Source organism: Rhodohalobacter mucosus (assembly GCF_003150675.1).
Lineage (GTDB): Bacteria > Bacteroidota > Rhodothermia > Balneolales > Balneolaceae > Rhodohalobacter > Rhodohalobacter mucosus.
Genome location: NZ_QGGB01000007.1, coordinates 138,932 through 160,532 on the forward strand (window position 1 = coordinate 138,932; position 21,601 = coordinate 160,532).

General features: G+C 44.3%; 18 protein-coding genes. 11 read left to right on the plus strand and 7 right to left on the minus strand.

Features of this window, described 5'->3' with window-relative positions; genetic code table 11:
* Nucleotides 1-11 precede the first annotated feature (11 nt).
* From DDZ15_RS10150 to rpsT, 3 genes are all read right to left on the minus strand, one after another.
* On the minus strand, nucleotides 12-2,597 hold the full coding sequence (locus DDZ15_RS10150; RefSeq protein ID WP_109646979.1) for an ATP-dependent Clp protease ATP-binding subunit: 2,586 nt from the start codon (nucleotides 2,595-2,597) through the stop codon (nucleotides 12-14).
* 167 nt (nucleotides 2,598-2,764) lie between these two features.
* A complete protein-coding gene (gene gpmI, locus DDZ15_RS10155) occupies nucleotides 2,765-4,288 on the minus strand; it encodes a 2,3-bisphosphoglycerate-independent phosphoglycerate mutase (protein WP_109646980.1) in 1,524 nt (507 codons plus the stop codon).
* Nucleotides 4,289-4,299: 11 nt separating this feature from the next.
* On the minus strand, nucleotides 4,300-4,551 hold the full coding sequence (gene rpsT, locus DDZ15_RS10160; RefSeq protein WP_109646981.1) for a 30S ribosomal protein S20: 252 nt from the start codon (nucleotides 4,549-4,551) through the stop codon (nucleotides 4,300-4,302).
* Between the two features lie 128 nt (nucleotides 4,552-4,679).
* Here rpsT and cmk point away from each other — a divergent pair, with 128 nt between their 5' ends.
* Together cmk and rpsA are read left to right on the plus strand one after the other, a co-directional pair.
* Nucleotides 4,680-5,345 carry a (d)CMP kinase gene (gene cmk, locus DDZ15_RS10165; RefSeq protein ID WP_109646982.1) on the plus strand — a complete coding sequence of 222 codons (666 nt, stop codon included), beginning with the start codon at nucleotides 4,680-4,682 and terminating at the stop codon, nucleotides 5,343-5,345.
* A gap of 55 nt (nucleotides 5,346-5,400) precedes the next feature.
* Nucleotides 5,401-7,359: a 30S ribosomal protein S1 gene (gene rpsA / locus DDZ15_RS10170; protein ID WP_109646983.1), complete on the plus strand. Its 1,959-nt coding sequence runs from the start codon at nucleotides 5,401-5,403 to the stop codon at nucleotides 7,357-7,359.
* An 89-nt stretch (nucleotides 7,360-7,448) separates the two neighbouring features.
* Here rpsA and DDZ15_RS10175 read toward each other — a convergent pair whose 3' ends face one another.
* A complete protein-coding gene (locus DDZ15_RS10175) occupies nucleotides 7,449-7,700 on the minus strand; it encodes a hypothetical protein (RefSeq protein WP_109646984.1) in 252 nt (83 codons plus the stop codon).
* A 246-nt stretch (nucleotides 7,701-7,946) separates the two neighbouring features.
* On the minus strand, nucleotides 7,947-8,945 hold the full coding sequence (locus DDZ15_RS10180; RefSeq protein WP_109646985.1) for an AAA family ATPase: 999 nt from the start codon (nucleotides 8,943-8,945) through the stop codon (nucleotides 7,947-7,949).
* Between the two features lie 147 nt (nucleotides 8,946-9,092).
* Here DDZ15_RS10180 and DDZ15_RS10185 point away from each other — a divergent pair, with 147 nt between their 5' ends.
* From DDZ15_RS10185 to nuoK, 3 genes are all read left to right on the plus strand, one after another.
* Complete coding sequence (locus tag DDZ15_RS10185) at nucleotides 9,093-9,908, plus strand: undecaprenyl-diphosphate phosphatase (protein WP_109646986.1); 816 nt, start codon at nucleotides 9,093-9,095, stop codon at nucleotides 9,906-9,908.
* Between the two features lie 78 nt (nucleotides 9,909-9,986).
* Nucleotides 9,987-10,508 carry an NADH-quinone oxidoreductase subunit J family protein gene (locus DDZ15_RS10190; protein ID WP_109646987.1) on the plus strand — a complete coding sequence of 174 codons (522 nt, stop codon included), beginning with the start codon at nucleotides 9,987-9,989 and terminating at the stop codon, nucleotides 10,506-10,508.
* The gene (nuoK, locus tag DDZ15_RS10195; protein ID WP_109646988.1) at nucleotides 10,505-10,807 is read left to right on the plus strand and encodes an NADH-quinone oxidoreductase subunit NuoK; all 303 of its coding nucleotides are present in this window, start codon (nucleotides 10,505-10,507) and stop codon (nucleotides 10,805-10,807) included. Before DDZ15_RS10190 ends, nuoK begins: the two co-directional genes overlap by 4 nt.
* A 199-nt stretch (nucleotides 10,808-11,006) precedes the next feature.
* Here the strand turns inward: nuoK and DDZ15_RS10200 are convergent, their stop codons facing one another.
* Entirely contained in the window at nucleotides 11,007-12,236 is a 1,230-nt protein-coding gene (locus DDZ15_RS10200) for an MFS transporter (protein WP_109646989.1), read from the minus strand.
* 283 nt (nucleotides 12,237-12,519) lie between these two features.
* Between DDZ15_RS10200 and DDZ15_RS10205 the strand changes: the two genes are divergently transcribed.
* From DDZ15_RS10205 to DDZ15_RS10230, 6 genes are all read left to right on the plus strand, one after another.
* Complete coding sequence (locus DDZ15_RS10205; protein WP_109646990.1) at nucleotides 12,520-13,275, plus strand: GNAT family N-acetyltransferase; 756 nt, start codon at nucleotides 12,520-12,522, stop codon at nucleotides 13,273-13,275.
* Nucleotides 13,276-13,345: 70 nt separating this feature from the next.
* Nucleotides 13,346-14,125 (plus strand): lysophospholipid acyltransferase family protein, encoded by a 780-nt coding sequence (locus DDZ15_RS10210; RefSeq protein WP_109646991.1) that lies wholly within the window; start codon nucleotides 13,346-13,348, stop codon nucleotides 14,123-14,125.
* 131 nt (nucleotides 14,126-14,256) lie between these two features.
* Entirely contained in the window at nucleotides 14,257-15,405 is a 1,149-nt protein-coding gene (locus DDZ15_RS16730) for a hypothetical protein (protein WP_158278677.1), read from the plus strand.
* A gap of 285 nt (nucleotides 15,406-15,690) precedes the next feature.
* Entirely contained in the window at nucleotides 15,691-16,398 is a 708-nt protein-coding gene (locus tag DDZ15_RS10220; RefSeq protein ID WP_109646992.1) for a hypothetical protein, read from the plus strand.
* Between the two features lie 641 nt (nucleotides 16,399-17,039).
* Nucleotides 17,040-17,723, plus strand: coding sequence for a helix-turn-helix domain-containing protein (locus tag DDZ15_RS10225; RefSeq protein ID WP_109646993.1), 684 nt, complete (start codon nucleotides 17,040-17,042; stop codon nucleotides 17,721-17,723).
* Between the two features lie 46 nt (nucleotides 17,724-17,769).
* Entirely contained in the window at nucleotides 17,770-18,591 is an 822-nt protein-coding gene (locus DDZ15_RS10230) for an N-acyl homoserine lactonase family protein (RefSeq protein ID WP_109646994.1), read from the plus strand.
* A gap of 341 nt (nucleotides 18,592-18,932) precedes the next feature.
* On the opposite strand, the gene DDZ15_RS10235 is transcribed toward DDZ15_RS10230, so the two are convergent.
* Complete coding sequence (locus DDZ15_RS10235; protein ID WP_109646995.1) at nucleotides 18,933-21,587, minus strand: TonB-dependent receptor; 2,655 nt, start codon at nucleotides 21,585-21,587, stop codon at nucleotides 18,933-18,935.
* Nucleotides 21,588-21,601 lie beyond the last annotated feature (14 nt).

A 21,601-nucleotide genomic window follows, 5' to 3' on the forward strand; every position in this document is an offset into this window, starting at 1 on the left:
AAAAGCCGGGTTTATGCGCTGGCTTCTTGCTCAGATTCGGATTCAGTACCTGAATCTTCTTTTTCTCCGCTGCCGGAAGCTGTTTTCTCAGGTTCTGACCAGTCAAACTCTAGTCCGTCCCTGGATTTATTCATCTTTATCTTGACAATTGATCCAGCGGGATGTTCTACGCCTAAGAGCTCTTCTGCAAGCGGATCTTCCACGTACTTTTGAATAGCTCTTTTTAGCGGTCGTGCACCAAACTTGGGGTCAAATCCTTTATCTGAAATAAAATCTTTGGCTCCTTTGGTGATTTCAAGCTCATAGCCGAGATTTTCAATCCTGTTAAAGAGCTCCTCTGCAAGGATGTCAATAATTTTGAAGATATCCTCTTTTTCCAGCGGACGGAATGTAAGTACATCATCTATTCTGTTCAGAAACTCAGGGTTGAAAACCTTTTTCAGTGCATCCTGAATAGTTGATTTCATTTGGGCGTAGTCGAATGCCTCATCCGAGGACGAGAATCCAATGCCTTTACCCATGTTCCGGATGTCACGCGCGCCAATATTGGAGGTCATGATAATTATGGTATTTCGGAAGTCCACTTTTCTGCCCAGACTGTCCGTGAGTATACCGTCATCGAGTACCTGAAGCAGGATATTGAACACATCAGGGTGGGCTTTCTCAATTTCGTCGAGCAATACAACACTGTAGGGTTTTCGACGGACTTTTTCTGTAAGTATTCCGCCTTCCTCATACCCCACATATCCGGGAGGAGCTCCAACCAGCCGCGAAACACTGAATTTCTCCATGTATTCACTCATATCGATTCGTATGAGAGCTTCCTCCTTGTCGAACAGATACTTCGCAAGTACTTTAGCCATTTCGGTTTTACCTACTCCGGTAGGTCCGAGGAAGATAAAGGAGCCTATTGGGCGAGCAGGATCTTTGAGTCCGGCGCGGGTTCTCTGAATTGCTTTTGTAAGCTTTTGAATAGCTTCGTTCTGGCCCACAATCTTGCTGCTGAGCTCATTCTGCATTTTGAGTAGTTTCTGGCCCTCTTTTTGTGAGATTTTATTGACCGGTACACCACTCATCATTGCCACGACCGAAGCCACATCATCCTCACTTACATCAAAAACAATATGCTCTGATTCCTTCTCCCACTCTTTCTGAGCCTGATCAAGTTCTTCCATGAGGCGCTTCTCGGTATCCCGCAACCTGGCTGCTTCTTCGAACCGCTGTTTTTTCACCATGGAATTTTTCTCATGGCTGGTTTTGTCAATCTCCTCTTCAAGCTCCAGAATATGATCCGGTACGGTTATATTTGACAAGTGAACACGGGCGCCTACTTCATCAAGGGCATCGATAGCCTTATCGGGAAGGAAGTGATCCGTTACATACCGGTCGGTAAGTTTTACACAAGCTTCGATAGCTTCCGGTGTATATCGGACGCTGTGGTGCTTCTCATACTTGTTTTTAATCTGGTTGAGAATTTCCTTCGTTTCATCAACGGATGTGGGCTCAACCATAATTTTCTGAAAACGCCGCTCCAGAGCTCCATCTTTCTCAATGTACTGGCGATACTCATTTAATGTTGTAGCACCGATTGCCTGCACTTCGCCCCGGGCCAGAGCGGGCTTCAGCATGTTGGACGCATCAAGGGAGCCGCTGGCGCCACCGGCACCTACAATTGTGTGGAGCTCATCAATAAACAGAATCACATTGTCTGTTTTTTCAAGTTCACTCATCACGGCTTTCATACGCTCTTCGAACTGTCCGCGGTATTTGGTTCCTGCAACAAGTGCTGCAAGGTCGAGTGCTATTACGCGCTTATCATACAGAACTCGTGAGACCTTCCTTTCAACAATACGGGAAGCCAGTCCTTCGGCTATGGCTGTTTTACCGACTCCGGGCTCGCCGATCAGTACCGGGTTGTTCTTTTTCCGCCTGCTCAGTACCTGGGCTACGCGTTCAATTTCTTTTTCCCGGCCAATGATTGGGTCGAGTTTTCCATCTTCGGCCAGCTGGGTTAGATCCCTTCCAAAATTATCAAGTACGGGTGTTTTTGACTTTTCCATTTTCTTTTCTCGTGAACTGCCTGATGATTGAGATCCTCTTGGAGGTTGTGATATGCTTGCAGAAGCTGATCGGGCATCATCCTGATCCGTGTCGCGGGTATTGCCTGAAATAATCATGTCGAGTTCTTCCCGGACTGCATCATAGGAGACGTTGAACTGCTGCAGGATCTGGGCCGCGATGTTTTCTTCATCGCGTAAAAGAGAAAGCAGCAGGTGTTCGGTTCCGATCGTGTCGCTTTTATAAAGTTTGGCTTCGAGGTATGTAATCCGTAAAACTTTTTCCGCCTGTTTGGTGAGGGGAATGTTGCCTACGGTGACTGTACCTCCGGTTCCTCGTACGGTGTCTTCAATGGTCTTTTTAAGCTTGAAAAGATCACAATCAAGATTCTTCAAAATACGAATCGCGACGCCGTCACCAAGCCGGACAATGCCCAGTATTAAATGTTCTGTACCGATGTAGTCATGACCCAGCCTGAGAGCCTCTTCCCGGCTGAACTGAATCACGTCTCGGACTTTACTAGAAAAATTACCCTCCATAACGGGACCTGCAGCGATTTAACTTATTAAAAAAAATTAGTTACTGAAATGGTAACGAGCGAACGAAACCTTTAGTTCATATACAGTACGAAAGTAGTATGGAGCCATACGAAATGCAAACGAATTGGTAGAATATAAGGTGAATTCTGACGGCGGTGAAGTGAGTGTCAGAAGAGCGAACTGCCCGTCATCTCTTCGGGCTTTTCAATATTCATCATGTGGAGAAGAGTAGGGGCAACATCGGCAAGAATTCCCTGGGTAAGATCAACGCTTTTATCTTCACCTACAAGGATTACGGGAACGGGTGCAGTTGTGTGTGCCGTGTGCGGGCTGCCGTCTTTTTGAACAAGACAATCGGCGTTGCCGTGATCGGCAATGATCAGTACCTGGTAGCCGTGTTCGGTGGCTGTATTCACGACTCGTTTCAGCTGATGATCAACCGTTTCGACAGCTTTTATGGCCGCCTCCATAACGCCGGTATGGCCAACCATATCCGGATTGGCAAAATTGAGTACCGCCAGGCTGTAGGTTTCTTTTTCAAGCTCCTCACAAAGACGGTTTGTAACCTCTTCAGCGCTCATTTCAGGTTTCAGGTCATAAGTAGCCACTTTTGGGCTCGGCACCATAATTCTGTCTTCCCCCGGATTGGGGATCTCCTCGCCGCCGTTGAAGAAATAGGTTACATGCGGGTATTTTTCTGTTTCCGCTATGCGAAGCTGCTTTAACCGGTGGGCACTCACTACTTCTCCCAGGGTATTTTTCAGACGAACGGGAGGGAATGCCACTTCGGCAAAGCTGTTGAACGTATCATCGTATGATGTAAACGTAACATAGTGCAGATCGAGTGGCCTGGTTTCAAAAGGAACATCTTCGTTCTGAAACAGAGCTTTTGTGATTTGCCGTGCTCGATCTCCGCGGATGTTATAAAAAATTACAACGTCGCCCTTTCTGATTCGGCTGTTCTCAGTTGTTTTAATGCGATGCGGGAGTATGAATTCATCCGTTATATCGTCATTGTAACTCTCACTGAAAACCTTTTCGGCCGAGTTGTACACCGCTCCTTTGCCGTCAAGAAGAAGTTCGTATGCTTTCCGGGTTCGTTCCCAGCGATTGTCGCGGTCCATAGCATAGTACCGCCCTACGATTGATGCGAGTGTTCCTGTACCGATTTCTTCTGCTTTCTCTTCAAATTGGCGGGCATATTCAGCGCCACCGTGAGGCGAAGTGTCGCGCCCGTCTGTGAAAGCGTGTACAAAAGTATGCTCGATGCCAAAATGGTGCGCCATTTCAAGCAGGGCGAAGAGGTGATTGTTATGACTGTGAACCCCTCCGTCAGAAAATAGCCCCATGATGTGAACGCGATTTCGGGAGGAGGCTTTTTCAAAAGCTTTAGTCAGAACGGAATTTTCAAAGAAATCCCCGTCACGAATTGATTTATTAATTCTGGAGAGCTCTTGCCATACAATTCTTCCGGCACCTATATTGAGGTGACCAACCTCTGAATTGCCAAACTGACCCTCAGGAAGCCCTACGCTTTCTCCGCTTGCAGAAAGCTTCGAGTTGGGGTAGTTATTTATGAGGGAGTCGTAAAATGGTTTATCGGCCTTGTCAACAGCGCTAACGTCGGGATTGTCTGCAATCCCGAATCCGTCCAGAATTACCAGAAGAGCTTTCTTTGTTGTATTGGCCAAAGGAGAGGGGATTACAGATTATTAACGTGCCGGGTAAGTTTCGCTTTTTTGCGGGCCGCGTTGTTGCTGTGGATAATCCCTTTATTAGTAAGTTTGTCAATATAACTGGTTGCAGCTTTAAGATGCTTCTCAGCTGACTCTTTATCAGTTGCGTTGAGAACATTCTTTATCAGTGTTCTCATTCTTGAGCGACGGGTGTTGTTGTGCTTTTTACGCTTTTCGTCTTGTCGAAGGCGCTTGATTGCTGATTTATGCTGTGGCATAATGCATTGGTGATTACAGTTGAATACTCGTTATCTTAAACAGATTCCAAAATTACGGGTTCTGAATCCAACTTACAAGAATGGATTGAATGTTAGACTATAAAAATTTATTTTAACTGTTCTCTGAAATGATCATTGTCATCGATGGGCCGGCCGGGTCCGGAAAAAGTTCTACCGCCAAAGCGATAGCCAACAGCCTTCATATTCAGTTCCTGGATTCAGGGGCTTTGTACAGGGCGTTAACATATCTGTGGTTGAGGCGTGGAAAACCGGATAAAGCCGAATTCTTTGAAAATCTGTCTGAAATTGAATTGCAAACCGATTACAGCAATCAGGTTTTTCATGTTCAAGCCAACGGTGAAAATATCACCGATAAGATCCGGTTACAGGAAGTTGCAAATCATGTGAGTGAAATTGCCTCTGATCCAAGATCGCGTTCGTTTGTAAATGGTTACATGAAAAAATTGGTTGCACAGGGTGTTTTTGTAGCTGACGGGCGCGACCTGGGTACGGCCGTCTTTCCGGATGCCGAACTGAAATTTTACATGGATGCGTCACTCGATGAACGCGCAGCGCGCCGGTTCAAAGAGATCGAAGGCACAGAAAACGACGTTACCCTGGAACAGGTGAAACAGAATCTTGCAGAACGTGATCACAAAGACTCAAACAGGAAAAGTGATCCGCTTCGCAAGGCTGAAGACGCTATTGTAGTAGATACCTCAGGCAAGTCATTTGAAGAACAGCTCTCGGAGATGCTGGAGATCATTGACGAAGAACTTAAACTGAAACCTTAATTAAAAATCCCGTTTCGAACGTCGGGACGTGGCTCTGTTTTAACAAATAACCTAAATGACTGAAGAACTAAACAATAAAGAAGAACTGAACGAAGAAGCTGAAGCTGCAGCTGAAACCAAAGAGACAGAAGCAGCAGAAACAGCCGTGATTGCAGAAGAAGCCGGCAGTGAAAAACAAGAGAATGAAGATGAAGAAGTTGCCGTAGCCGCAGAAGAGGAAAATACCATCCACACATTTGACGGTGAGGTTGAGGGTAAAACCTACACCTTTGATGAACTGCAGGCAGCATCAGAAGACTATACCGATGAGGAATTTCATGAGCTCGCGGGCATGTATGAGAACACGCTCAGTGAAATTGAAGAAAAAGAGATTGTTACCGGAATTGTAGTTTCCGTAGATGAAAAATATGTCATTGTTGACATCGGTTTTAAATCAGAAGGAATTGTTCCCGCCAACGAATTTTCAAACAAGGTACTTGAAAATCTCCAGCCCGGTGATGAAGTGGAAGTGTTTCTCGACAGGGTTGAAGACCGTGAAGGCCAGCTTATTCTCTCCAGAAAGAAAGCTGACATACTTCAGGCCTGGGAGACAATTGAAAAAGCTCACGAGACCGGAGAAGTAATCGAAGGTTATATTCAACGCCGCATTAAAGGCGGTATGGTTGTGGATATTTTCGGCATCGATGCCTTCCTGCCCGGCTCACAAATTGACGTACGTCCTGTTCGCGACTTTGACGCCTATGTGGGCAAAACCATGGAGTTCCAGATTGTGAAGCTCAACATGCAGGCTGAAAACGTTGTGGTATCGCACCGTGCGCTTATTGAAAGCGATCTGGAAGATCAGCGTCAGGAAATTCTTGAAACCATCGAAGCCGGTCAGGTTCTCGAGGGTATAGTTAAAAACATTACCGACTTCGGTGTGTTCATCGATCTTGGTGGTGTTGACGGACTGCTTCACATCACGGATCTCTCCTGGGGTCGCGTAGATCATCCGGAAGAGATTGTGCGGCTTGACCAGCGAATGAACGTAGCGGTTATTGACTTTGATGAGGATTCAAAGCGTGTATCCCTTGGACTGAAGCAGCTTCAGCCGCATCCGTGGGACGATATTGATATCAAATATCCCGAAAACATGCGAGTTCAGGGCCGCGTGGTATCCATAGCAGATTACGGAGCATTCATTGAGCTTGAAAAAGGTGTTGAAGGCCTGATTCACATTAGTGAAATGAGCTGGACCCAGCATATCAAACATCCCTCTCAGCTTGTTCAGAAAGATGACATTATTGAGTGTGTTGTTCTGAACATCAATGAGGAGGAGAAAAAGATTTCCCTGGGCGTGAAGCAGCTTGAGAAAGATCCATGGGAAGATCTTGCAGAGCGCTACCCAATCGGATCCAAGCATAAGGGTGTAGTTCGTAACCTCACCAACTTTGGTGTATTTATTGAGCTTGAGCCCGGAATTGACGGTCTGGTACACGTATCTGATCTCAGCTGGACAGAAAACGTAGATCACCCCAATGAAGTGGTTGACAAAGGTCAGGAGCTGGAAGTCGTAATTCTGGCTATCGATTTTGAAAATCGACGCATTACACTTGGCCATAAGCAGGTTCAGGACAACCCCTGGGAACAGTATGCAGAGGAGTACGGCCTGGGTGCGAAGGTAGAAGGAAAGGTTACCAAAATTACCGACAAGGGTATGTTCATTGAACTGCCTTTGGGAGTGGATGCCTTTCTTGCTGCTGACAAGCTTGCTGAACCGGTCGACAGTCTTAAAGACGCATTCAGTGAAGGTGATACCGTCGCAGGGTTTGTTGCAGAATTTGATGAGCCCAGCAAAACGATTGAAATATCACAAGTTGAAGGCGAGCTGAAGAAAGCCAAATCCAAGACAAGGAAGAAGGTGAAAAGCGAAAACGTTGAAACCGGAACACCGACACTTGGTGAAGTTTCAGGTCTTGCCGAAAAGCTTGCTGAAAAGGAAAAGAAAGACAAAGAAGCTGATGAAGAGGAGTAAGAGACTCTGACATCGGTAATTTGTAAAGCTTGCACAAAAAAGGCTCCATTCAGGAGCCTTTTTTTTTATCCACTAAGTTTATCAGTGATTCACTTGTCGATATAGAAATAGATCAAATTCTTTGAGCTGTCAGAATTACTGCGGATCTTCGTATTGTTCTCTTTGTTGTACGTGTAGGCAATATTTCTGATAGAGTTCAACTCTTTCTTGTCACTGTACTTAATTTGCAGTGCATCCCCGCCCGGCTTTAAATCACCCAGTTTCTCTTTTAATTTGGAATATTTGGAACTGCTTTTTCTGGAAACACGTACTTTTGAGCGGGGAACAAGTTTTACTTTCATGATATGGAGGTCAGTTATTTGATATAATTAAAAATATATCCTGACATAAAAATATAAAAATCTCTCAAAATCAACCCGAACAACCCCGAATAATAAAAGTATTTGATTACGGTCTTTACTTAATCCGGTTTTATATTTTTGATATAAATGCCGACAGACCTGAACTATAGAGAGATACTATTGTTTGGATGTAAACTAGCTTGAAGTATTTAATGACGGTTCGAAATCGGTTGAAAAATAAACCGTTTATGGAACCTGTACAGATGAAAGGATCTTTTGTACAATATCTTCAGGTGAAATATCTTCTGCCTCAGCCTCAAAAGTGGGTATAATTCTGTGACGCAAAACATCCTGTGCAATCACTCTTACATCCTCCGGAGTAACATAGGCACGGTGTTCCATGAAGGCATGTGCCCGTGCTGCAAGATTCATATTGATGGAGGCTCTTGGTGAAGCACCGAAACTGATTAACTCCTTCAGATCGGCCATATCGAAGCGGTCAGGATATCGGGTCGCGAAAATTAAATCAACGATATAGCGCTCCACTTTCTCGTCTGTATAAATTTCATTAATTACGTCACGGGCTTTTAGAATGGTTTCGGCATCGGTAACCGGTTTCAGTTCCGGTTTTTGCCCTGTTTTAGCCATACGACGCATAATCTCAAGTTCTTCACTCTCGGTTGGATATCCAACTTTGAGTTTCAGCATAAAGCGATCAACCTGAGCTTCAGGCAGATTATAGGTCCCTTCCTGTTCAACCGGATTTTGCGTGGCAAGAACGAGAAAAGGTGCTTCAAGGGGAAACGTGGTTTCGCTTATGGTAACCTGCTTCTCCTGCATTGCTTCAAGGAGTGCACTCTGCACTTTGGCCGGAGATCGGTTGATTTCGTCAGCCAGTACAATATTTGCAAAGATAGGACCCTTTTTGACGGTGAACTGCGACTCCTTCTGATTATAGATCAGGGTTCCGATCAGATCGGCCGGCAAAAGATCGGGTGTAAACTGGATCCGTTGAAATTTGGTGTTGATCACTTTTGCCAGGGATGAGACGGTAAGTGTTTTCGCAAGTCCCGGAACGCCCTCAAGCAATACGTGCCCGTCGGCAAGCAGACCGATCAGCAGGCGGTCAATCATATACCTCTGACCTACAATTACCTTATCAAGTTCACTGTATATGTCATCGATAAATGCACTGTGGAGCTCAATTTTCTCGCCCAGTGCGCGCATATCCACATCGTTGCTCATTAGGAATCTTTACTATGGGTTAACTTTAATTTTTGATACATTCATCGGCTGTAAATGGCAACTAAAGAACGAATAATTTCAATCAGCTGCAAAGAGATTGCACGTAAACGGGTTTCGTTAGGGTGTTCTGCATAAACAGTATTCACTATGGATTTATTACAGGCAATTTTATTGGGGATACTTCAGGGAATTACCGAGTTTCTTCCCGTCAGCAGTTCAGGGCACCTGGCCCTGGCGCGGGCACTTGTCGGCAGAGAGCTGGTTCCGGGGATAACATTTGAAATTGTTGTCCACTTCGGTTCTTTCTGCAGTATTGCATTCTATTTTCGGGAACGGTTATTCGCTATTCTGAAAGATTTATTTACAAGCTTGACACCGTCAGGAATAAAAGCAGGAAGACTTCGCACTGACGGAAATACACGGTACAGTTTCATCATTCTGCTAAGTATGATACCTGCCATGCTGGTAGGTTTTACACTAAAGGATCAAGTGGAAGAGATCTTTATGAATCCTGTAATGGTATCGGGTATGCTGCTTGTAACCGGTACACTTCTCTTTTCGACAAAATTTGTTAAGCACCCTAAAAATGAAGTGGATGTAAAAAGAGGTCTGATAATGGGCGTGGCACAGGCATTTGCCATCCTGCCCGGCATTTCGCGATCCGGTTCAACCATCTCTGTGGGGCTTTTCAGCGGAGTAAAAAGGGAGAGCGTGGCTGATTTTTCCTTTTTAATGGTTCTTCCCGTACTGGCTGGTGCCATGCTGCTTGAGCTACTGGAAATAGCACAAAACGGGATTGAATATGGAGCGGTACTTGCTTTAATCGGTGGATTTGTTGCATCCTTTACGTCCGGTTACCTGTCTCTGAAATATCTGATTATCCTGCTCAGAAAAGACAAATTCTATTTATTCTCATTCTATTGCTGGGCGGTTGGTATTGCAGGATTGATTTATTTCATTTAATCACTAAAAGTGCAAGGGTTCCCTTGATGCCATTTTTAAATTTGGCTACCTTAGATGCCGTCTAATCAAACCTGAAAAATGGAAATATACATTTTTGTCGTTCTGTCTGTTCTCGCCATTGCATCGGCACTGGGCATGGTAATGTCGAACAGCACAGTAAACAGTGCACTATTGCTCGTGGTAAATCTGGTAACTCTTTCGGGTGTATACCTTCTGCTCCAGGCTCAGTTCCTGGCACTTATCCAGATTCTGGTCTATGCGGGAGCAATTATGGTGCTTTTTCTCTTCGTAATTATGCTCTTGAACGTTGACAAAGAGGAGAGCCTTTTTGACAAGTTCAGAGTGAAATACCTTTTGGCCTTTTTGTTGGGTGTGATTGTATTTGCACAGATTTTATACAGTATTGGCGGTGTAACGGATATGCTGCCGGAGATCTCCTCCGAAATGATACAGGTGGGTACCGTCGAATCCCTGGGGGATGTGCTTTACACAGACTATCTTTTTGCATTTGAAATGACCGCTATACTGCTAACCGCTGCCGTTGTAGGAGCTCTTATGGTTGCCCAATTTAAGACGAAGCAAACCGGAGAAACAGAATGATAGGAATTGATTGGTATCTTGCCCTAAGCGCTGTCCTCTTTGTGATTGGCATGATCGGTGTACTTATTCGGCGGAATGCGATTGTCATTTTTATGTGCATTGAATTGATGCTGAATTCCGTGAACCTCGCTTTGATCTCTTTTAGTGCCTATCATGGTGATGTGGCAGGTCAGATTCTCGTATTTTTCTCGCTTTCTGTAGCTGCTGCAGAAGCTGTTGTGGGACTGGCTATTATCATTGCAATCTTCCGGAACAATCTCTCCGTAGACATTACAAGGGTGAACCTGCTGCGTTGGTAAACAGACCATGTTCTGTGTTACCGCAAATCTGAATATTCATTTGCAGTTGCCTATCTCAGAGGCTTCAGAATATAGTTTGTGCTGTCCGTTTCAACCGTCTGTGTGAATGGAATATGTATCCGTGTGGGTAAGAGAATGGAGCGTGCAGTATTGCAATTTCCCGGAATCCCATGGGCTCTAATCTAACCGCCGGTATTCACTATTCCATATCGTGTTCAGCGGGGGTATCGTCAATGGTATCAGCATGCGCTTTGCCGGGTCGAATCAGAAAGATGCAAACCAGCAGAAATAGAACACCGGCCAGGGCTGTGACATAGAATGTACCTTCGAGGCTGATATGCAGATAGACCAGCCCCAAAACATAGGGCCCCAATGCCTGTCCGACCCGCATAACCATCCAGTTCACGGAAAGAAAAGCAGCCCGGAAATCGCTGGGGGCATAACCTGTAAGCAGATTCAGAATGCTTGGAATATTCATACCCTGTGCTACACCGAAGAGGCTGATCGGCAGAATAAAGTACCAGATATTATCAATTACAGGTACCATAAAGAAGATAATGGAATAAAGCAGTGCAGCTGCTGTAATGAGGTTTTTTTCACTGAATCGCAGTGCAAGTTTTCCAAGCTGAGCGGATGTGATTGCCGTAACCAGGGATGAACCCGATAAAATCACACCTATGGCAAATGAACTCTGACCAAATTTTTCGTCCAGCAGAATTGTAAAAAAGGTAATGTAACCTCCATAAAGTATGATGAATGTAAGGAACATACCCAGAAACAATCCAAGCACCATTTTTGACATCAGCGCGGATCTGATTTCGCGGAAGTAAAGCTTCATTTCCATTCCGTTTCCCGTGTTTTCCTGTTTGAGAAAGAAAAGGGCAACGAGTCCAACAGGAAGTGCCAGCAGGCTGAGAAAAAACGGGTAATACCATCCCATTATCGCGAGCGCGCCTCCGATAGCCGGATATAGTGCCGTTCCTATACTGAGAACGCTCCCGTTATATCCCATTACAACCGCGCGTTTATGCCCTTCGTAAAGATCACCGATAAGGGTGAGATTAAGAACTCCCAGGGCTGCACTTCCAATACCCTGAAATACCCGAAAAAGAAGCAACTGGTTAAAACTGTCAGCGTAGGCACAAGCCGTTCCTGCAATTCCAAACAGGAATAGTGAAGGGACCAGGATAACTTTTCTGCTGTACCGGTCGGCCAGAATTCCAAATATAGGCGTGAAAAAGATTCCGGGCAGGGTAAAAAATGTAATGAGCAGCCCGATTTGTGCAGATGAAACGCCTAAAGAACGCGCTATGGATGGGAAAGCTGGAGCAATACTTGAAACTCCCATTACTGCAGAGAGCGTTATACCAAAAATGATATAAACGTTGAACTCCTTAAAGGGTGATACTTGCTGCCTGGTCGTATTCAAAAAAAATGAGGATTGTAGTTGGGTTAGTTTAACCTGTCATAGTTAAACTGCCGTCTATGCAGGGCCGGTGCAATATAAAATAAAAAACAGTCAGGGTTCGACTCTTCATATGTCCGTTCAGTTTTATTGGATTGGATGGGTTGCGTTGGCAGCCTGATAGAACGTATTTTGTAAATTGTGAGTTACAATTAACCCTGAGCATAAAATTAGGTTAAAAAGTTTCAGGTAATCTTTGTACAATTGCGGGGATTGAAATACTAATAAATAGAATCACAGACACGATTTGCTAATAAAAAATCAGGTGCTCTCTGATATAGAAAGCAAAAAGTATACGATAAAATTTGCCAGAACAGAAGATGAGGTCGATGCTGCCCTTCAGCTGAGGTACCGTGTTTTCAAAGAGGAACTGGAGCGTCAGTTTACTTTTTCCGGGGAACGGGATAAAGATGAATATGATGATCAGGCCCATCACCTGATTGTTGTGGATAATGATTCAGAGCAAGTTATCGGTACCTACAGATTGCAAACATACGAGCAGGCCAAAGCGGGCAACGGTTTTGTCAGCGAAAAACGTTTCAGGCTTGATCAGTTTCCGGACCATGTAATAAAAAATGCAGTGGAAGTGGGCAGAGCCTGTATTAGTCCGGAGCACAGAAGCGGAAGAGTTCTTTTTCTGCTTTGGAAAGGTTTTGCCGGTTATTTGACTCACTTCGAGAAACGCTATCTTTTCGGGTACGCAGCTTTTGGAACAACCGACTTTGGACTCATTCTCAATACCTGCAGATACCTCAGGGAAAGGGGGTATTACCATCCGGATTTTTACATTGAGGCAAAACCCGAATACAAGATCAACCCGGACCTGAAATATGAAAAATCGGACAAGATTGACCTTCCTCCACTTTTTGAAAACTATCTGAACGTTGATTCCACCGTTTGCAGTGAGCCATCCTTTGATAAAGAGCTGATGCTTGCCCACTGTTTGATTCTGCTTGACGTTGAAAACATATCCGACAGAACCAGAAAACTCTTTTTCGGCTGATTTTTTTTGGATTTGAGCGGTAATCATCCGTGCTTTTATCTGCACGCTGTCAAATCAACTTACACTACAGATGCGAAAATTCAGATCCATATTCAGGGTTTCATTGCTGATAGTGTTCACAATGATGACGTATCTGCTCTACCTGGTACCCTATCTTTTTTTCAGGTTGGCCGGATTTAATTACCATCCCCTGCGTAATCTCCATATGCGCACCTGGTCGAGAGGGGTGTCGAGAATCCTGAATATCAAAATCAATGTAGAGGGCAAAGCCCCCGAGCCGCCGTTCTTCCTGGTGTCGAACCATCTGAGCTATATTGATATCGTACCCATGTTTCTGAACCTGAAATGCACATTTGTTGCAAAGAAAGAGGTAAGAAGCTGGCCTGTACTTGGCTTTATGGTTGCAACCATGGGGGTTATATTTGTAGACAGATCACGTAAACGGGACGTAAAGCGCGTAAATTCGATTCTAACGAATAGTCTTACCCGGTACCAGGGTGTGGTTGTATTCCCGGAGGGAACCACTTCTGGGGGAGAGAAGATACTGCCATTCAGGCCGCCGCTTCTTGAATTCCCTTCAACCATGGAGATTCCGGTTTACTATGCATCGATTCGCTATGAAACAGATACCGAAAGAGGCGACCTGCCGGCAGAACGCAGTGTTTGTTTCTATGGTGCAAGGGATCCATTCCACAAACATGTGATGATGCTTGCGGCCAATCGCAGAATAAATTGCACGATGAGTTTTTCAGATACGCCGGTTACCAGAAAAAACCGAAAGGAGCTGGCCAATGAACTTCAGGAAAGGGTGAGTGAACTATTTGAACCAATGGAATCATCAAAGGGATAAATACTTGTCAAGCCGGGCTTTTAAAAAAAAATTAAACATGACTAGGGGGGAGGGTGCGTGTGATCTGTACTATACACACATGACCATACACGCATAATAATAATTCAATCAAATCACTTAACCCCAGAATTATGAACATGTTTAAAAAAATACTCCCATTCTCACTGCTTGCAGCTGTGCTTTTTGCCGGATGTGATGTAATGGACACTAACCTGGACACAGAGCCTAAATTGCAGGTTCAGATGCAGGTCAATTCCACAGGTTCCTTTGCTAAACAACTAACAGCAAGCCAGGATGTTACCAGCTTAGAGATCACAGAAGTGAAGCTTTATGTTGAAGACTTTGAACTTGACGGAACGCGCGGTACCGAAGATTTTGAGCTGGAAGATATCATCGTAAATCTGCCGCTTGACGGTACCCCTCTGGTAATCACGGAAAAGGAGATTCCCGCCGGCTTTTATGATGAATTTGAGCTGGAAGTGGAACGACCGGACGATGATGAATTTGTATCCGATACCGATATCATTGATGAATCTGGTCGCTATTCCATTGTAGTAAAAGGTGCCTTTAACGGTGAAAACTTCATGTATCGCTCGAAAGAGGACTTTGAAATTGAAATGGAATTGCATCCGCCTCTCGAAGTAGGTGAAAACGAGAATACAGCGGTTGTCGTTGAAATTGATATTGACAAATGGTTCCGTGACTCATCAGGCAACCATCTGGATCCGAATGACGATAATAACAGGGACAATATCGACAGCAATATTGAAAATTCATTCGAAGGGTACGAGGATGATGAGGATGATGACGACAAATCTGAAGATTCTGAAAAGGCAGAAGCCAAGGCTTACTTCAATAATACAGGTGTTGATTCAGACGCCAGTGGGTATGCTGAGCTTGAGAAACGCACGTACCGAACCGAATTCAAGGTAGAAATTGAAGACCTGGATGTCGGAACGTATGAATTATGGGTTGCCGGTGAAATGCGTGCTGAAATTGAGGTAAAGCAGGATGAAGACGGCACAGAAGGTGAGATCGAATTTCGCAATCCTGCAGAATCTGGTAAGCCAATGCTGGACTTTGACCCGTTGGGTGAGCTGATTACCATTGAACAGGACGGCACCGTGTTCCTTTCAGTTGAGTTCCCTGCTGAATTGACATACGACGACGACGATGACGATGATGAAGAAGATGACGATGACGATGATGATGACGACGATGATGAAGATGATGATAACGACGACGATGACGACGACGATGATGATGAAGATGATGACTAAGTCGGCGTTTTAAATCGAACCTTTCAAGCCTGCCGGAGTAGTACCCGGCAGGTTTTTTTATTTCATAACGGGACGCTGCCGGCTTAAGCAAGAAACGATTCTGATGAAGGTGGTTTTTTGCCTCCCGGAATTGCTAACCTCCTGCTGCATCTATGGGATTGCCCGCAAATAGACTGATAAATCTGAGGTGGATAATAAATGAGTTTGCGATTAGGGGTAAGGCGGGTTCTCATCTGTAATACTTACACAACACAATACATAGAAACTTTACCTAAACAGAGAACGATGTTTCGAATAATAAAAACCATACCCCTTATACTGCTTACAGGCCTGATTGCCGCATCATGTGATTCAACCAGCTCCGTACCTGGAGAGGAAGCCTCACTGATGCTGCAGATGCAGGTGCAAACACAAAACATTACTGCCAAATATGTCCAGGGTCAACAGGATGTGTCCGGGCTGACTATTGATGAAGTGAAGCTTTACATTGATGAGATGGAGCTGGAAAGCATCGAGAATGATTCACTCGATTTTGAGATAGAAGATTTCATCGTAAACCTGCCACTGGATGGTTCCCCGCTTACGCTTACCGAACAGGCACTGCCGCAGGGCATCTATGATGAATTTGAACTCGAAATTGAAAAAGCTGAAGATGACATAAACGTCAGCGATAGCGATTTCAGAGACGAAACCGGCACATATTCACTTGTTGTACTGGGAACTTTTAACGGTGAAAGCTTCATATTTCGGTCTACGGATGACTTTGAGCTGGAACTGGAGCTGAATCCACCTCTTGAGCTTACCGGGGGAGAGAGCTCGATTCTTCAGGTAACAGCAGATGTATCAAGCTGGTTCAAGGGTGCATCCGGTGAAGATCTGGATCCAAATAATGCTGATAATTTTGAGACCATCAATCAGAACATTGAAAACTCATTCGAAGGATATGAGGATGATGTTGATGACGATGATGATGACGATGGTGATGATGACTAATTCAAGTTTGTAATACCCCGAATAAGCCAAGGGCCAGCCGGTAGATCATCGGCCGGCCTTTCTTTTTTTCTCCAAATGTTGATCTCTTGAGAGTGCAAAATTAAGTCTGTTTAAGTTGCTTCAATAAAAAAATAAGTAAAACAAGCTTGAAACAACCTGATTCAGATAGATTTCAGATAAGTGTCTTGGAGCAGTTAAATGGGGAGAATGTCTGTCTGGTGAAGAAGGGGTGTTCGCTCCCGAACTAAAAATATTTTTTTCGGAGATGCCCTAAAGCCAGACATGTGCGCTAATTTAGGCACCGGGCAGGTATGAAGTGGCAATTATCGGTAAGGCAAATGCAACAAAACGGAAAAAAGGTTTCATTTCATTGCTTGACTACCTTTTAATATGTTAATACTACTTCAATGACCTTTGACCGTAACACTTATTTGGAAGAATTGAGCATGCAAAGGCTTCGCCCATAACTCTGCGTTTTTCATCTCATGTAATGGTCAATTTTTGAAATCATAAATCATTGTTATTTCTTCAATGATTTATTGAAACATATATTTCCATAAATTTTCGCAAAAACAATCCAAAATACACTTTGTATTCTAGATGATTGTCTGATTTTTCAGGGTCAGCATGGCAGATCAGAAATGCATGCTCATCACTATGTTCAATATGGTCTGAGTAATTCTGATTCTATTAAACTCAGCTCCGAAGAATGGGCTGAGTCAATACGAGTACGGGCATTTATTGTGCCTTCTGATGTATCTCATCAGATAGAGTTAGACGGTTCAGAAAAAGTGCTCATGATTTGGCTGGATCCTGAATTTTCAATCAAGAGGTCGATGACTGATGCAGATATTATAAATACTTCCTTAGGGAGTCTTGAATCTGATTTAAAACCATATGCTGTGCAAACTTTGAATTGTGAATCAGCAAATCAAATTCGGGGGATTATTACAGGTTGGCCTGCAGCAGACGCTATGGATAAACTGGACAACCGGATTTCTGAAAGTATTAAGTGGATTAAAAGTCGCGTAAAAGATCAAACGATAACGGTAGAACATTTGGCTGAAACTGTCTATCTAAGTCCGGGAAGGTTGATGCATCTGTTCTCTGAGCAAATAGGTATTCCGATACGTAAATACATTTTGTGGCAGCGACTACGGGCCGCACTCCTCAAGCTGGCTGATGGAGAGTCTATCACTGAAGCTGCCTACTATGCCGGTTTCACGGATTCTCCTCATATGAATAGGGTTTTTAAAGCAAATTTTGGCATTACTCCATCAAAAATATTCAAGAACAGCAGGTTCATACAAGTGATTGGCTGTTGACCATGATATCCTATAGCTGAACAATAAATCAGTTATAGGAGGTATTATGGAAATTTTCCCACTACAAACAGGGTCTGTTAAGGTAAAGAAAGCTCAAAAATCACGTGAAAAAGGAGGGATGTTACGTGTTCTCACTTCTGAAAAATGGACAGACTGGTTGCCTATTTATGCCTGGTTGATCAAGCACCCTGAAGGAACATTTGTAGTTGACACCGGAGAAACTTCTTTAACATCCCGTAGCGGTTATTTTCCCAAATGGCACCCTTATTATCGATATGCGGTCAAGATGGATGTATCCAGAGATGATGAAATTGACCGACAATTGGCTCGATATAATGTTGACTCCAAAGATGTTGATAAAGTAATACTCACACATTTTCATACAGATCACGCAGGTGGACTGTATCATTTTTCAAACAGTGATATCCTTGTACCCAAATCAGAATATCAGAATGCAAAGGGCACAATAGGAAAATTGAGAGGTTACCTGCCGCAGCATTGGAAGGATTGGTTTAAACCCGATGAAATTGAATTTAAAAAACAGAATTATGGTCCGTTTGCAGAGTCATACCCTGTAACCAAAGATGGAAGCATTATGGCAGTACCAACTCCAGGTCATACTCCGGGTCATCTTTCAGTGGTTGCTGATACCGGTGATAAAAAAGTATTCCTGGCCGGAGATACCAGTTATACAGAGCAACTACTAATAAATCTCCAACCGGACGGAGTAACTCCTGACACAAAACAGTCGTTAGATACACAAATGAAGATATTGAAACTGGCTGAACAGGGTCCGGTTATATATTTACCTTCACATGATCCTGAGGCATCTCGTAGACTCAGTACAAATAAAACTTTAGCTGTATAAAGAATTAAAAAATATGGGAGTGAAGTATAGGTTGGTTCATAATGAATGATTATAACCAGGTTAAAACTATAAGTTGAATAGGATTCCCATACGCCGTGATTGCAGCATAGCGGGGATTGATGGAATTTTGCGCTGACCAATAAATCCATCTTTGATTTCCCGGTAGTAATTAGAGCGAAAAAAGTTCTTGATTTATAATCATGAATATACACGTAGGCCTATCAATGCAAATACGCTTACACCGTTACTCTATGCGTGACAGGTCAGTCTGAAATGATCAGCCCTTTACGCCTTATGACTTGCTAAGGATTCAATAGATAGGACTGAGAGAGTACAAACATTCAAAAACTGACAGAAATCTTAAAAGAGGGCTGAAATCCCAGGTCAAGAACATCAACCGGTATGGGACTCAGGCGGGGCACAGGTTGTGTGTCATCAAAATTAAATGCGTAATCGCGGTACCAAACATTGTCGTTGTCGAGCAGATTATAAAGTGTAATTTCTGCCTTAATATTGGTGTTTCCGGCCGTTACAGCGTAAGAGATTCCCGCGTCAAGGCGCCGGTAGGAATCAAGTCGCCGCGTTGTGGTGTCACTGCCGAATGTATAGAGTTTATTTGGCGCTCCGCTCATCATAAGCCAGGAGAAATACAGATTTGGGCCATTATTTACAGAGTATTCGGCCGTGGCCGTGTATGTGTGGGTTCGATCCCAATCGGCAAAGAATGGCTCCCCTTCAAGAAGAAATGGGTTGGTAAAGGTCATTTCTGAGAGTACATATGTGTGCGTAAGCCTTAAGCGGTTCAAACTATTACGAAGCAGAAGCTCGATGCCCCGTGCTTCTCCGTTATTTTGATAAAACCAGGGAGTTTCTGAGAATGTGTTTGCAAGCGATCGGGTATTTAATTCATGACTTCTCAGATTTTCGTACTCTTTCAGGTAGGCTTCAGCCTGAAGGTAAAACCAGGATGCAGGGGTAAATGAAAAGCCTGCAAGATATTGATCCGATGCAGCTGGTGGCTGGTTTGCGGTCGAAAGTGTCCAGACATCAGCGGTTGTATTATTCTGGAGGGTTACTTTATGAAGGAACTGAATATTTCTTGAATACCCGGCGTAAAGCTTCAGTTGTGAAACCGGAAGTAAGGTGAGCTTCCCCCGGGGGGCATAATAAAAATCTTTACCCAGTGTGTAGTAGTGTGTGCGTATTCCTGCCTGCAGCTCCAGAAATGAAAATGGTTTCCACCGATTTTGAAGATAAAAATCTGCCAGATGCGCTCCCGTTTCGCTTGAATAAGATGGGCGGTCAAAAGATTGTTCACTGTATTCGGCATAATAGTAGTTCCAGTTTGCACCGATATTCAGCGTAAGATTGGTCAGGTTTAGCTGAACATCCTGATGCATGCGAAATTCATTCATTGCGCTTCGGTTAAGGAAAGGATATGCAAAAACCAATACAGACTCAGAACCACCTGAATCGGAGATCCGGCTGTAAATAAAATCATCCTTCCCAAAATCAGTTGTATAAGCGCTAAGGCCTAATAGAGTGGAACTGAAGAGCGATCTGCTCAGTTCTCGTTCATACCTCATGCTTGCAAGTGCATTGAACCACTCATTGCGCGACTCGATATCTTCTAATACAAATCTGCTGTCAGCTGAAAGTGATCTCGTCTGCCGCTGGGCGGTTTGAGATATGTTGTTACCTCCAAAATATCCGCTGAGTATTAGCCTGTCAGCTTGTTTGCCTTCCAGATAGAGCTTACCGTGCAGATCATAAAAATGAGCCGACTGATCGCCGGGCTCTACAACGTCATTGGTAAAATCGGGCTGATCTCCGGGCACTTTTCTTGGCCGCTCAATATTGAGTCCCCATCGGATCAGTTCCGGATTGTTGAACCAGGAAATCTGGTCCAGATAGGAGGTTCTTGCAGACAGGAGCCAGCTGCCGCGGTTTCCCAGCGGACCATTCAGTGTGCCATTGATGCTTGTATTGCTGATTCCTGCACTTATTTCAGTTTGGTTCATTGATCCTGTACGGGTAATCAGGTTCAGTGTGCCGCCGGTAGGTGTGTCGATTTGAGCAGGGGATACACCGTAGTAAAAACCTGCCGATTGAATGGCATCGGGATTAAAACTGTCGAGCAGCCCAAACAGATGGCTCTGATTGAAGATGCTCATACCGTCCAGTAGTACCCTGAAACCGTCCGGAGTTGATCCCCGAATGTTGAGCCCGTTGTTGATAGCTGCACTTTTGGATACGGCCGGGAGGCTCTGAAGAGCCCTGATGGAATTTGCTTCACCCAGCGGGCTGAAGCGTGCTGCATCCAAAAGCCCGGAAAGCAGTGAATCAGACGGATTGTATCCTGTAAATCCGGATATCACGATCTCCTTTCCCGTATAAGAGGTGGGTGAAAGTCTTACGGTTAAATCGTTGACGATGGGCGTTTCAGCGGGCTTGACGGTTAGAGTGCGTTTCTCAAAACCAAGGTATGAAACAGTAAGTGTCAGGGAATCGCCGGGAGATCTTTCCCGAATGTTAAAAATTCCGGAAGTATTCGTTGTTACGCCCTTCAGATTTCCATCGATCTGCCAGCTTACAGTGGCGAATGGAAGCCTTTCCCCGGTACTTGCATCTACTACCTGTCCGTTGATGCTTACAGATCTTGATCTGTTACTTTCTGAGTGGAACCTGACCAGCAATACCTGCTTGCGATCATCGTCAACTACAGCATCTATATTCTGCTCTTTAAGACGGCTTGTAAGACGGTTAAGTATGTCGGTTGTATCACCTGAGGTCGAAAAATCCAGGGTTATCCCTGCCACTTGCGATTCGCGATACAGAAAGTAATACCCTGTCTCTTCCTGAATGGAAATAAGAATTTTTTTAAGGGGAGCAGGGTCCGGAGAGCCATTTGATTGACTATATGCAGAGGACGGCAGTAAAACAAAAAAGATAAGCAGATATACTGCCCATCCCCGGAATTCTGGCTTAGTCGTCATAGCTTATACGAGTG